The sequence below is a fragment of the Vibrio sp. MED222 genome (assembly GCF_000153005.1).
Classification (GTDB): Bacteria; Pseudomonadota; Gammaproteobacteria; order Enterobacterales; family Vibrionaceae; genus Vibrio; species Vibrio tasmaniensis_A.
Genome location: NZ_CH902607.1, coordinates 265806 through 279348, shown reverse-complemented (window position 1 = coordinate 279348; position 13543 = coordinate 265806). Strand labels below are relative to the sequence as shown.

Genomic DNA, 13543 nt, shown 5'->3' with positions numbered 1-13543 from the left:
TAAGCATTAGCCATTAAGCAATAACCCATAGCCAATAAGTAATAACCCATAGCCAATAACTTACTTAGTCGTATTCTCAAGCACGTAGTCCGGACCCGCTGTTTCAGCGGTTACCACTGCAAGTTTAGATACATCTGCACCTTCACCTTGGTAAGCGTTAATGCCGTTAGTAACGGTCATTGCGGGCAACTCAACAGAGAAGCTCGAGATCTGCTCATATGCTGTCACTTGGCCAACATATGTTTCATTGTCATACGTTGCGCCCATTAGCGGGTAATCTTGCGTTGCACGCACACTGACAAACTCAGGAGATTGCGAGTTATCAACCACGTTGTGTTTGAACGCCACATCAACACCTGCATAAATCTTTTCAACTTCCGCATTATTGAACAGGCTAACACGGTGAGTTTGGTTGCCATAGATAATGCCCCACTCAGTGTCGACTAGAGAGTTGTTCTCGATGGTGATATTTTTCGGCGTCCACTGCTTGTTCAGTTCTTTGCCCTTCACTGATTGATCTAGCTGCTCACCATTCGCTACGTCGATGATACCTGTGTTAATAACAATGCCGCCACGTAGGTCAGCATTGCCTTCAATCACACCGTCACGTCCACGAGTATTCGCAATGTAGTTATTACGGATAACATGGTCTTCGTCGTAGATTCGAATACCACCCGTTAAGTTCTTTTTATTACCTAGAATAATGTTATTTTCAACGCTACTACCTTTACCATGACGCAAAGAAATCAAAGCTGAACTTTCAAAAATTGTATTACCAGAAATTGTGTTGCCACCCGACTTAACTGAGACAAGCTCGCGCTCGCCATCCATGTCGATCATCAAGTTATTAACGAATTTTGAATTAGAGTCCCACTGAGAAGATTTTGAATCACCAATACGAAGTGCTTCCCAGCTGTTGCCGTTGTAACGAATCGCCTCTTTGATATCGAATTCGTTAAACTGGTTCGGCTTTTGATCCATGAAGATATTATTTGCGATTAGATGGTTGTCTGGCGTGTCATCTTTTTGTACACCAATCAACGTGCCGCGTTTTTGCTTACCTTCAAAACGATTGTTGATGACTTTACCGTCTTTACCCCACAAAGAAACCCATAGGTATCTTGGGTATTCAGAACGACGCTCATCTGGTTGATATTCATAAGCGTGGTTGAAATAGTAAAATGTTGAATTCTTTAAAGTGTTGTTGTCGCCCATCATTCGTACGCCGCCAAACCTTTCGTTAGGGCCGCCTTCGGTAAACACTAGGCCATCAAGCGTGATGTCATCGCCTTTCAGTTCAAATTGAACTAGGCCAGTTAACCAGGCGGAACCCGTTTGCTCGGCTTTAATGGTGATGTCATTCGCCGTGATCGTCACTTGACCTAAGTTCGCGTATTTACCAGCAGGGATCACCACTTCGTCGCCATCTTTTAGGTTTTCAAATTGTGCTTTAAGTGCAGCAACTTGTTCTTCTGAAGCAGCGGCTAAAGTGTCGCCATCGACCTCAGTTAAGCGGTCACTGCTCAACAGGTAACTACGGTCGATTTCGCTAATAGCTGGCGCAGCTTGTTCAGCGACACTGACTGCGGGTGCTGTTTTTTCTTGTGTTGTACAGCCAGTTGCAAAAGCGAGCGTGAACGCGCTAATAATGCTTACCGATAATAGTTTTTTGTTCATCGTACATCTCACGTTAAAGTTTGGATTATAAAAAATGACGGCCACCCATTTAGGTGGCCGTGATGTTATTTAGGATGCGTATTAAATTAGCCTTCGGCTGGAGTTACTTCGTCTTGTTGCTCGACTTTGTCATCGACCGCTTTAACAAGTAACAGGCCGACAGAGAACACAATCAAACCACACAGAACGAAGACCATGCGTCCCCACATTGGGTTTGGCAGTACGAACATAGTCATTACGCCCACACCCGCTACCGCGATAAGTGAACCCAACATACGACGTTGCTTGTTATCCAGTTTCTTCTGTTCATTACTTTCAGCAACTAGTGGTGTCGCTAGGTTGTTGAAGAACTTGTCTACGTCTTTCTCACGGTGCTCAGCAAGAGGCTTGTAGAACAGTGTTGAAAGTACGAAGAAGCCAGCAGTAAATACGATGTGACCGATAAGGCCGATAGCCACTTTCAGGTCAGCCCACTCACGGCCTGTTAGTTCATTTAGACCGAACCAGTTTTGAATCATGTCCGCTGTGATAACGAAACCAACGAAGTAAGAAACTACACCACCTACAACTAGCGTACCCCAACCTGCCCAATCCGGTGTTTTACGGATGAAGAAGCCACAGAATGCTGGAATTGTCATTGGGAAGCCGATCAATGCGCCCACGTACATCATGGTGTCGAAAAGGCTCAGACCTTTAAGAGAGTTGATGAACAGAGCAACCAAGATGATCGCGATGCCGAAGAAAGTAGACGTTAGTTTAGAAACAACCATTAGCTCTTTCTCTGTCGCTTTAGGGCGAAGAATCGGCTCGTAGAAGTTCTTAACGAAGATACCTGAGTTACGGTTTAGACCTGAGTCCATTGAAGACATTGTTGCTGCGAACATAGCGGCAATCAGAAGACCAACCATACCTGCAGGCATGTATTCTTGAACGAAGTAAAGGTAAGCGAAGTCAGCGGCTTTGCTGCCAGCTTCCGGGTAAGCAGCTGCTAAATCAACACCTTGACCAGCCATGAACCAAGAAGGCATGAACCAGATGATTGGACCAAGCGTCATTAGTACACAAGCAAGCAGTGCTGCTTTACGTGCGTTGTTTGAATCTTTTGCAGCAAGGTAACGGTAAGAGTTAAGCATGTTGTTGGTAATGCTGAACTGCTTTAAGAAGATGAACACAGCCCAGATGCTGAAGATGCTCATGTAGTTCAGGTTATCACCCGTAATGAATGAATCTGTTGGGAAGTCGTTAACGATCTGCGTAACGCCGCCACCGTGGTAAATCGCAACTACAGCACACGTCACCGTTACCGCCATGATGATAACCATCTGCATAAAGTCAGATGCGATTACCGCCCAAGAGCCGCCCGTTACTGACATCACCAGTACAACCAGACCCGTTAGGACAATCGTCGTTGTCATATCAAAGCCGAAGATACCCGATGCGATGATCGCAAGGCCGTTCAACCAGATACCAGCAGAGATAACGCTGTTTGGCATGCCAGACCAAGTAAATACTTGCTCATTCACCTTACCAAAACGCATACGAATCGCTTCAATTACCGTCACAACGCGCAGTTGGCGGAACTTCGGAGCGAAGTAAAGGTAGTTCATTAGGTAACCGAATGCGTTCGCGATGAAGATAATCGCTACGGCAAAACCATCGGTAAAAGCTTTACCTGCTGCACCAGTAAATGTCCAAGCACTGAACTGGGTCATAAATGCGGTTGCACCTACCATCCACCACAGCATATTACCTCCCCCACGGAAGTAATCACTTGTCGTACTTGTAAACGTTCGGAACATCCACCCTATCGCAATTAAGAATAGGAAGTAGATGCCAACTATCAGGGTATTGAGTTCCATCTTGAGACCTTTTTATTCATGTTTTTTTGTTAAGGTCACTATAGATAGATGGCAACCATATTTGTACTACAATAATTTAAATGCGTGACAGTGATCTTACAGTCCAGCACCCAAATAATCATACAAGTGATCGAGTTCAAATTTGCAACAACAGTCAACACGATGCATCAAACTTACACCTCCCAAACGTTAATTTTCAGTTCAAACATCAAAGACAAGAACCATAAAACACTAAGATACTGATAGGTAAGAAAATAAGCACAAAGGACAAATAACTAACATAGATGCTAACGTCATATACGAGCCATCTACAAGGTAAATGGATAGAGAAACTCCATTTACCAACAAAGTGAAAATGTTTATTTTGTATGATTACTAGAATCTACAACTAAATAAAAAACCGAACCGTTCCGAAGTTCCGCAACTTGGCACCTCAATAATGAAAACTTGAAAACCACTAATAAAAGCTGACAGTCTTTCACGGAAGTGAAATGCTTTTAACACACCGATTACACTTTCCCCGTCCATTAAAAAGGTGTCATTATGAAGAAATACGTCCCAATCTTAATTGCTCTTAGTACGATGTCTTCTATGAGCTATGCAGCCACCAGCAATGATGATGTTGTTGACTATTTGCAGATGCGAAAAGGCGTGGCTTACCAAGTCAACCATTCAAAGCCATTTACTGGCCAATTTGAAGAGAAGTTCGATAACGGCCAAATCGCGACCAAAGCCCAATTTTCCGATGGTCTAGAGCTTGGGTTAGAAACAAATTGGTATCAGAATGGCCAAGTCGCTTCTAAAGTGAATTACGTTAAAGGTAAACTGCAAGGCAAGGCTGAAACCTGGTACCCCAACGGTCAGGAAAAAGCTGAGCTCAGCTATAAAGACAATGAGCTGTCGGGTGCTGGCTCTCGTTGGTATCCGAATGGCGAACAAAGCCTAACAGCCGAATTCAGTCACGGGAAAAGAAATGGATTAGTAACGAACTACTACCCTAATGGCAATAAGGCTAGCCAAGCGAAATTTGATGAAGGCGAAGTAGCAAACGGGAAACTCACTCGCTGGAATACTAACGGTGACAAGGTTGAAGAACTGACCTTTAAAGACCACAAAATCACGTCTAAACAAGTTTGGATGCTGACAGAAAGCTAGTCCAGTATAAGTTTGTGCTAAGGGCTAGTTTACTGAGACTGTCCTAAATTCTGTATAATTGGCCCATAGCACTGCTCTTCCTGAGCGCATATTACTAGAACGGACTGCATTGTCATGAGGCTACTTTTCAGAGGTAATCTCAGCGTGAATAACGTTGATCTTATCTATCAACCTCACCTACCTATCAACCCCACCTCTTCGTACCTGATACATTGAAAAGTGCAACTGCAGTAGTGGGTCAAACGGATTCACTTGAACGTGCGGTGAGCAACCGAGAAGCTTAATCGTTAATCGTCTTGATAGATGCCCCAGATAACCCTCAACTCAAATTTCAGACAAAAAAACGCTCATGTTGCCTGTATCAACATGAGCGCAAGGGCAGATCTTCACTACCATGTCCTACCTTTCTAAACGAAAGCAGAAGTTATAATTAGAATAGTTGGGAGCAATAATTAAGGTGTCACCTAAAACACCTTAATCATTTTTTTTAACATAGACTGAAGACTGACAGCCTTCTCCACCTCTAGCTTACTGTCCCCAAAACAGATAAAGCCCACATGTTTCAATTCATTCAAAAATTCACATCGTCGATGGTTCATCCGACAGCATTAGACAACCTGCCCTCATACCAATCTCAAATTCAAGATCAGCTTTGTCGCTCAGCCATCATAGTGATCTTATTCACCCACCACCCGAACGCCAAAGAATAATAATGTATTACAAATAAAATCTACAGTGAAACATTACTATTTTTGCTATAGCGCACATTACAGAAAGAAGCCCTAACAAATAAATCAATATTTATTCTTTTAAAACAATGCATTACTTAATCCTATCAATTTGTAACGATCTGTGTAAATGAGATTTATGATAACAACAAGATCTAATTCACAGATCGACCTTCACATTATCTATAGCATATTTGTATTATTTTAATGCAAGCAGAACTCAGCGAATTCAACAGATTCAAAAAGACTGTTGCATTAATCAAACGAATTACCCTATTTGGCTCTAACTTGAGGCCAATACTCAACCTATAAATATGGAATTAATACCATGAATAAAACTAAAATCGTGATTGCTGTGGCATCTGTACTCGCTGCTGGCTCTGTATCTGCGGCGTCTTTCGATATGAGACACGAATACAAGAGTCATACAGATCAACACGCTACTCGTGTAAAACTGGGCGATAGCATTGGCAACTTCCTTGTAGATATCGAAGCGAAATTCAAGGGAGAAGACGGCGAGTTTATGGAAGATTTGAAGAATAATGGTTGGGAACTTGGTCTTAATTATCGCCATGTGCTTAACGATAACTGGACGATGACTTACGGTATGCCAATAGAAGGTCGCGAGTCTGGTGTCACATACAAACCTCAAGTTCGCGCGACATACAGTGTCGACAGCATTGACGGTTTAAGCCTAAGTGCACGTTACCGTTACGATATGAGACAGAACACAAAATCAATTGCAACTGACTCAGACGGCAAGCCAATCTTAGATAACGGCTACTTAACTTATCAAAACGATGAAAACCAACGTCGCCATCGCTTAACAGCAAACATCAACTACTCAATGGAGAACTGGCGTTTCGGGTTTGAAGGTAACTACTACAAAGCAGATGATTACAACATCTACGACAACGATGATACAAACTACGAGTTAAATGCAAGTATTCGCCACATTATGGGTCAATGGGCACCATATGTAGAGTTTGGTGATGTGAGTACTTCATCGACTAAAGCGACTCGTGAACTGCGTAGCCGTGTTGGTCTAACTTACAGCTTCTAATCGATAGCTATATAAATAATCTAAGATAATTACTGTCCTAATTTTCTAAGACCTAAACAAAAGCCAGCTTAATCGCTGGCTTTTCTTCTTTCAAATCAGGTCATTCAACAATGATTCGCTTACAGGAAGATACAACCCTAACGGCTGATCCGATATAAAAAGGAAAGTGTCACTTCATCATTAGGCACGACTCGCTTCTGCTGAGCCAAAAACAATTCCGCTGTCGAAACGGCATCGGCTAATGCATTGTGGCTGTTGTACTCAGGAAGCCCATACCTGTCTCGCGTACCCGCTAGAGTTAAATCCACCTCTTCATGGTTACTGATCGCCTTCTCCATGCTCTTCTCAATACATAGTGTATCTAGCCAAAGTAAAGGCAACTGCCTTAAGCCATAGCATCTTAATAGATACTGGCTAATGAACTTCTCTTCGACCACACAAGCGTGCGCGACGATGATCTTACCTTTTGCGGCTTCGAAAAACGTCAGCATAGCATCATGAATTGAAGCGCCCTCTTCCAGCATTTGTGGTGTGATGTGGTTGATAACTGCAGTTTCAGCATTGATCTGCGAATCGTTATCCAGATAAATATGCTTGGCGGACGCTAAGTCTATTCGCCCCTTGACCACATCGACCCAACCCATAGATAGAATAAGGTCTTGCTCGCTGTCTAAGCCTGTAGTTTCAAGATCTAAAACGATATATTCGCTATCTTTGGCCAAGTCCGTCATCTCTGGGCAAGGTTGATCCACAAGAGCATGTAACGCCTCTGGCAGCTTAACCGTATTCAAATATTGCTTTCGTGTGCGCTTAATTTTCTCAAGAGGATGAAAGTAATTTAAAAACGATTTCATTAGCGTGCTCCGAAACGGATTTTCGCGGCTTCTTGAAGGTCAGCAATGATCCTAAAGGCATCTTTCAAGTGTTTACGCTCAAAGCTACCAAAGCTATCTGGGTTGATGTTGTTGTCAGGCACATCCCCGTTCTTCAGCGCTTCAAGTTGATGACCAAATCGGAAAGAGAGAATGAACTGGTAAGAGCCCAGAATGTTCTTGAATGCGTCGTCGCTCAGCATGCCTTTTTCATTGGCAGCTGCGAAACGTTCATCGGTTGCTGACAAATCACATTCCACCGCTAATCCGTAAATACGCGCAAGATCAATAATCAAGTTAATGGCGTACTTCTTCACATTGAGTGTTTTCTTGTTCTCACCCGATTTCTCTAGAACCAAACTATTGAAAATACCCAATGGCGGGTTGGTGTTTACCGCATCTTTCACTAGTGTGCTTAAAAACTCACGGTTACTGCGAATGTTAGAATGCAACTCATCACGAAGAATGCCTTCGAACTCACTGTTGCCATAGATGGTTCGAATTTCTAGGAACACACTGATGTTGAGTAAGCGTTCGTACTCAGGGTTAGCCACCCACTTCTTGTAGTAGTGCTTCCAAACGCTGAGTGGCTGACACCATTTTGGTGTCGCAGCCATGAATTTACCCGGACACAATGGATAATCACAACTCGCTAATCCGTTAGTCACCATCATCGCTAAATGTTTGAAGTAAATACGGTCACTGTCTGTCGCATCGTCAGAGAGTACAATCGCACTATCTTGATCCGACAGCATATGAACTTCATTACGAGCGTGCGAGCCCGCAACAATCCAAGAAAAATCACAAGGTGGTGGGCCTAACTTATCAATCGCTATCTGAATCAATCGGCGTGTGTAGGCGTCCATAATCATGGTCATGACCTTACCTACGGTTTCCGGTGCAACCTTGCCTTCCACCAGCGCTTCAAAAATAGCTTGTCGCTCTGGGGTAAACGAAGACATGGTTTTCACACTGCCCGCGTATTTGATTTTCTCGATTAAGAAGATCGCTTGGACACGGTGGTTTTGAACTAAGTGAGACGTAGTGAGAAGACCAACGACCTTATTCTCTTTCACAACGGGCAAGTTACGGATGTTGAATTGCATCATGATAGACGCAGCATGCAGCACCAGATCATCCGGTTTTACCGTCAGTGGAGAATGCGTCATCACCTCGGAGATCAGGCTATCAGTGCTGACACCGTGGGCGATCACTCGCTTAGTCATGTCACGGTCAGTAATCAAACCAACAATGGTTTCACCCTCATAGATCACGGCACATGGCGAGCGTTGATGAAGCATTTCAACCGCGACCGACTGAATAGTTTGTTCAGACTTAACGATAGCCACCTGCCCGCTTGCCACTTCTTCAACCTTACGAATGAACAAGCCTTTTTCTTTATTTGACCACACAACATCAAGTGCCGACTTCAACCGAACCTGCGCCTGTGATGCAAAGTGTTCTGCGCAGCTTGGGAATGCCTTGAACAACGCTTGAAGCGCCGAATGTGGAATCACATAAAGTAAGCTATTTTCGATTGCGATCGCTCTGTAGCCTTTCTCGTCATTAACTTCAGAATCTAAGAACGTAAAGCCGAACAAGTCTTCACTGCCTAAACGAGCACGAAGTACACCGTCTGACTTTCTTTGCTCCATAGAACCGGTTCGGATGATGTAGAGCGACTTTTCCTTACCCGACTCACATAGATCAACCACATCCCCCTTGCCGAGATAAGTGATCTGAACATTGGAGGCAAGTTCACGAAGTGCTTGTTTAGGGATCTTATCGAAAGGATCTATCTGACCGATAAATTGAAGAATATTTGGCAAAAGAGATTGAGGCATAACCATACTCGCATTTGTTTGATTAGTATTATTATATAATTAATATATCGAGTTGCGAGTTGATTTTTAGGTTGAATAGCAGAATTGATCAAGTTTTAGAGATCAGAATAAGAAGTGCAATGTCAGAAACATAAAAATACAGATACAAAAAAGCACGCTAAATGCGTGCTTTAAAATTTGTAAGGGCACATCAAGTGCTTTCAGTTAGCTTGTTACAGGCAATCGGTGATTTGATTCTTGCAAGTGACTTGCCGAAACTTGGCGTGCTTTATCACTATTGCCTGCCATAATGGCTTCGTATATTGCGCGATGTTCGTTAATGCATGTGCTGCCTTCTTCTGAAGAGTGCACAATAAAGTTAACAAACATCGTCGTCAATATGTTGCCAAACGGTAAGTAGAAATCATTACCCGTTGCATTGAAGATAAGGCTATGGAACTTCATATCAATATCTAACCAGCGAGCTTGATCAAGCGTTTCTTCGCTAGAAATTTCTACCATTTTTTGGAAAATTTCTGATAATTCAATACGTTGCTCTGCAGTTGCAAACTTAGCTGCCAATGCACACGCTTCAGGCTCAATCGCACGACGTAAACCTAAAAACTGATGACAAAACTGATCGGTATCAGCTAGTCCATCCATCCATTCGATAAGCTGAGGATCTAAAAAGTTCCAGTATGCACGATCAACAACGCGAGTGCCGATTTTAGGGCGTGACTCTAAAAGGCCTTTTGAAGTTAGAAGTTTCACCGCCTCTCGCAACGCCGTGCGGCTAATACCAAACTGCTCACACAGAGCCATCTCACCAGGGATAATCGAACCCTGAGGTAAATTACCCGACAAAATACCACGAGCGATTTCACGTGCCACCTGCACATGAAGGCTTCGCTTAGAGCCTGAAATAGATTTGAAAGTTTCTGCCATGAGTCTACTTACTTATTAGATATGTATTATTTAACTCGTACTATAGCACTGAAAGTATAATGCACCAAATGAGGGGGATAATAACGTGAGCTCCCTTATACTCTATGGTTCTATCAAAATCCCACAAACTTTTCGAAGCTTATCACTACCAGTCGTACCTTCTTATTTATACATACAAATAGTTCCTATTTACGCAATTTTGGCATGCGTAACATCACAAAAATCACCTTAACTTGTGAGTTCCCCTTCACTGCGACGCATTTCTATCGTTGTACACTTGATTGAACTAGGTGTTATTGTATGATTTATTAAAAAATAATAGGTGACTGTAGATGTTTGACTCGATAGCCGCTACAAGCATTATCCCTCAAGCTTAAAGTCGCGCTAACTTAAATCTATCCGCTGTTTTTATACTTAATACGTCAGCCTGAGGTGGTTTATATGGCTATATTTTCATTGGTGGCAGATTCAAGCCGCCGAATTCATGTTCAAGTGGCTCGACAGATTGCGCGTAAAATTCTGTCGGGAGAGCTCAAAGAAAAAGAGAAATTACCCAGTGAAATGGAGTTGTGTGAAGTCTTTGGCGTCAGTCGAACTGCACTTCGCGAATCGACAAAGCTACTTTCAGCCAAAGGGCTTATCGAATCAAAACCTAAAGTGGGGACTCATATCAGGCCACGTGCTCAATGGCACTTTTTAGACCCTCAACTCCTAGATTGGATTCAAGATCTGGAAGACACCAAACCCTTCTTATCTCAATTTTTAGGCTTAAGAAAAGCGATTGACCCAGAAGCGTGTGCGCTTGCGGCATCCAACGCTACGGTAGAGCAACGTAAAGAGCTTTCGATTCTTTTCCAAAAGATGACCATCGCGGCAAATGGCTTTGATTATGAAGAGTGGACAACCAACGATCATCTGTTTCACCAAACGATTTTCTTGTCGACGGGTAACCAGTTTTACATTCCGTTCGCGAACATTCTGTCGACGATTTTCAAACAGTTTATCGACCACTCTGCCGAAGGCGGTCGCTTCTGTTTAGAAGAGCATAAAGCGATATATGATGCGATTATGTCAGGCAATGCGAATCAGGCTCGAATAGCCTCTCAAGCTTTACTTGATGATGAAAATCAAAAGCTGTCTAGGGTTGAATTAGCCATCGCATAACCAAGATTGACCAGACTGACTCGTGTATCCCAATACACGAGTCAGTCAGTTTTAGCGCCCATTTTTAACCATCCATTACCGTAGTGTTTCATCTTTAAATGTTGAACTCGGGTCCTCTCAGAGAAAACTTACGGTTACACACATAAGGTGTTGTTTGTGTCTACACAATCGTATGTAAGGAAAAATTTCTCTCTCGCCTGGCCCCTAGCCCTAAACGGTATATTGATGCAGTCGATGTTGATGATCGATACGCTGCTGGTCTCTCCTCTTGGTGAAATACCTTTGGCTGCCATGGGAATTGCGACGACTATGGTTGCCTTTGTACTCGGTATTCAAATGGCGCTGGCAAACGGCACTCAACTAGTATTAAGCCGCGCCGTAGGTTCTGGCATCACCGCTTCATTATCCAAAGCGTTTTGGGCAGGTCTGTTCATCAACTTAGGTATCGCGACAATATTTTGGTTTCTACTCACCTTTTTAGAACAGCCTTTAATTCAAGCCTTAACCGACGATAAAGCCCTTTACTTAGAAATCAGCCACTACCTTGATATCTCAAAGTATCTCGTCATTTTCACTGCATTAACGCAAGTGATTATCGCCCTATTTAACGCATTAGGAAGAACCAAGATACCGTTTAAAGGGTATTTGATTGAATTGCCGATCAACGCTGTACTTTCTTATGGGCTCATTCACGGCTTTTCAAATTTCGAAGGTATTGGTGTTCAAGGCGCCGCGCTAGGCAGTGTTATTGCTATCACCCTTCGCCTTGTGTATCTGGTTCTTTGCGTGTATTTCAGCTCAGCAATTTCACTCAAATTAGACGCCCAACGATCAGAGTTCATGACAAACGTTCGCCGTCACTTTATCGAGATATTCCCTGTCGCAGCAAATGTAACCATGCTGTTGATTGGCGCAACGATTTATCAGTTACTGTATTCGCAACTTAACATCAACGCGTATGTTGCGATTACTTTGGTGATGCCTTGGATTAGGGCTGTCTCTCAATTTATTACCGCTTGGGCTCACTCTTCCGCAATTACTATCAGCCAAGCGATTGGCTCTAAAAAGATGGATGACCTAGTCAAAAACGTCGATACCAGCATTGATATTGCGGTAGTCATTTCTTTTGTGTGTGCAATCTTGTTCGCAGGCTTAAGTATGGTGATTGGTGACATTTACCCGAACTTGGACGAGTCTACATATCAAGCGTTGGCCGTTATCGCCCCACTCTACATCTTTTTACCGATTGTTCGTGGCTACAACACAGTCCATGGAAATGTATTGAGAGCACTAGGAAAAACAACCGCAGTCTTCAAAATCAACTTTACTGGTCAATGGGTAATTTCAATTCCATTGTGTGCATTGATCATCTTTGGATTAGACGGCTCTATCTTTTGGGCATTTGCCATTCAGCCCTTTGAAGAGTTAGTAAAAGCGCTGCCCTTCAGACATCTTGCTCGCAAGTCATTGAGAGAGTTCGACTCAAACAAAGCCAACGAATTGATGTATGACTGATCGCCACCAAAAAGTAACAAAGTTACTGTCCCGAGAAAATGTCTGAACTGCTTGTGTAGTCTCAGGCTTATCTCATTTAGATCGATATAGCTCAAACGAAGAGCCTAGACATTTCGCTACGCCATAAAGAATAAGGCTGCATTAAGTACACTTCCTTAAAAAATATCGTTCCAAGAATGTCTAAAAACAAGCATAAAAAAACCCACTCAAATGAGCAGGTTCTTTATCCAACCGTGTCTAAACGACGTGATTACTTCTCTAGTTTAGCGAAGTAGTCGAAGATTACTGGTACGTCGTTTTGACCAAGGCCAGCATCTACAGCAGCTTGTAGGCTTGTTGCGGTACCTTGAGCGATTAGAGACTCAGTACCTAGCTCTTCGCAAAGAGCAAGGAAGTAACCAAGATCTTTGTTTGCGTTAGCAACAGAGAAACCTAGCTTCTCTTCGCCGTCTACCGCGTAGAATTTACAGAATTGCATGAACGGAGAGTTAGATGGACCTGCAGACATAATGTCAAACAATTGCTGACCATCAACACCAGCGCGTTGAGCGACAGCGAAAGCTTGAGACATAGTCGCAACCGTTGTCATACCCATGAAGTTGTTTACAAGCTTAGTCACGTGACCAGCACCTAGAGCGCCAAGGTGGAATACGTTTTCGCCTTGCTCTTCAAGAACAGGTTTAACTTTGTTGAAAGTTTCCATGTCGCCAGCAGCCATGATGTTCAGAAGACCATCTTTAGC

The 13543-nt window shown here is 43.1% G+C and carries 10 protein-coding genes; 4 read left to right on the top strand and 6 right to left on the bottom strand.

Annotated features, from left to right (window positions below; all coding sequences use genetic code 11):
- Positions 1–60: 60 nt before the first annotated feature.
- Positions 61–1677, bottom strand: coding sequence for a polysaccharide lyase 6 family protein (locus MED222_RS13600; protein ID WP_009846532.1), 1617 nt, complete (start codon positions 1675–1677; stop codon positions 61–63).
- 86 nt (positions 1678–1763) lie between these two features.
- Complete coding sequence (locus MED222_RS13605) at positions 1764–3536, bottom strand: sodium:solute symporter family transporter (protein WP_032555190.1); 1773 nt, start codon at positions 3534–3536, stop codon at positions 1764–1766.
- A 543-nt stretch (positions 3537–4079) separates the two neighbouring features.
- Here MED222_RS13605 and MED222_RS13610 point away from each other — a divergent pair.
- Together MED222_RS13610 and MED222_RS13615 are read left to right on the top strand one after the other, a co-directional pair.
- Entirely contained in the window at positions 4080–4691 is a 612-nt protein-coding gene (locus MED222_RS13610) for a toxin-antitoxin system YwqK family antitoxin (RefSeq protein WP_009846530.1), read from the top strand.
- Between the two features lie 1056 nt (positions 4692–5747).
- Positions 5748–6482, top strand: coding sequence for an oligogalacturonate-specific porin KdgM family protein (locus MED222_RS13615; RefSeq protein ID WP_009846528.1), 735 nt, complete (start codon positions 5748–5750; stop codon positions 6480–6482).
- A gap of 137 nt (positions 6483–6619) precedes the next feature.
- Here MED222_RS13615 and MED222_RS13620 read toward each other — a convergent pair whose 3' ends face one another.
- The 3 genes from MED222_RS13620 to MED222_RS13630 form a co-directional block, all read right to left on the bottom strand.
- Positions 6620–7336 carry a 3'-5' exonuclease gene (locus MED222_RS13620; protein WP_009846527.1) on the bottom strand — a complete coding sequence of 239 codons (717 nt, stop codon included), beginning with the start codon at positions 7334–7336 and terminating at the stop codon, positions 6620–6622.
- Entirely contained in the window at positions 7336–9198 is a 1863-nt protein-coding gene (locus MED222_RS13625) for a DUF294 nucleotidyltransferase-like domain-containing protein (protein ID WP_017103045.1), read from the bottom strand. The genes MED222_RS13620 and MED222_RS13625 overlap by 1 nt, the downstream gene beginning before the upstream one ends.
- Positions 9199–9402: 204 nt before the next feature.
- Positions 9403–10122 carry a FadR/GntR family transcriptional regulator gene (locus tag MED222_RS13630; RefSeq protein WP_009846525.1) on the bottom strand — a complete coding sequence of 240 codons (720 nt, stop codon included), beginning with the start codon at positions 10120–10122 and terminating at the stop codon, positions 9403–9405.
- Between the two features lie 441 nt (positions 10123–10563).
- Between MED222_RS13630 and MED222_RS13635 the strand changes: the two genes are divergently transcribed.
- On the top strand, positions 10564–11286 hold the full coding sequence (locus MED222_RS13635; protein ID WP_009846524.1) for a FadR/GntR family transcriptional regulator: 723 nt from the start codon (positions 10564–10566) through the stop codon (positions 11284–11286).
- Between the two features lie 147 nt (positions 11287–11433).
- A complete protein-coding gene (locus MED222_RS13640; protein ID WP_012603742.1) occupies positions 11434–12801 on the top strand; it encodes an MATE family efflux transporter in 1368 nt (455 codons plus the stop codon).
- Positions 12802–13051: 250 nt separating this feature from the next.
- Here the strand turns inward: MED222_RS13640 and MED222_RS22630 are convergent.
- Positions 13052–13543: NAD(P)-dependent oxidoreductase (locus MED222_RS22630; RefSeq protein ID WP_009846522.1), on the bottom strand; the 492-nt coding region annotated here is incomplete at its 5' end.

What these genes read in the sequence shown, in the direction of transcription:
- MED222_RS13600 (WP_009846532.1), bottom strand. Translation starts at nt 1,677, where the DNA reads ATGAACAAAAAACTATTATCGGTAAGCATTATTAGCGCGTTCACGCTC.
- MED222_RS13605 (WP_032555190.1), bottom strand. Translation starts at nt 3,536, where the DNA reads ATGGAACTCAATACCCTGATAGTTGGCATCTACTTCCTATTCTTAATT.
- MED222_RS13610 (WP_009846530.1), top strand. Translation starts at nt 4,080, where the DNA reads ATGAAGAAATACGTCCCAATCTTAATTGCTCTTAGTACGATGTCTTCT.
- MED222_RS13615 (WP_009846528.1), top strand. Translation starts at nt 5,748, where the DNA reads ATGAATAAAACTAAAATCGTGATTGCTGTGGCATCTGTACTCGCTGCT.
- MED222_RS13620 (WP_009846527.1), bottom strand. Translation starts at nt 7,336, where the DNA reads ATGAAATCGTTTTTAAATTACTTTCATCCTCTTGAGAAAATTAAGCGC.
- MED222_RS13625 (WP_017103045.1), bottom strand. Translation starts at nt 9,198, where the DNA reads ATGCCTCAATCTCTTTTGCCAAATATTCTTCAATTTATCGGTCAGATA.
- MED222_RS13630 (WP_009846525.1), bottom strand. Translation starts at nt 10,122, where the DNA reads ATGGCAGAAACTTTCAAATCTATTTCAGGCTCTAAGCGAAGCCTTCAT.
- MED222_RS13635 (WP_009846524.1), top strand. Translation starts at nt 10,564, where the DNA reads ATGGCTATATTTTCATTGGTGGCAGATTCAAGCCGCCGAATTCATGTT.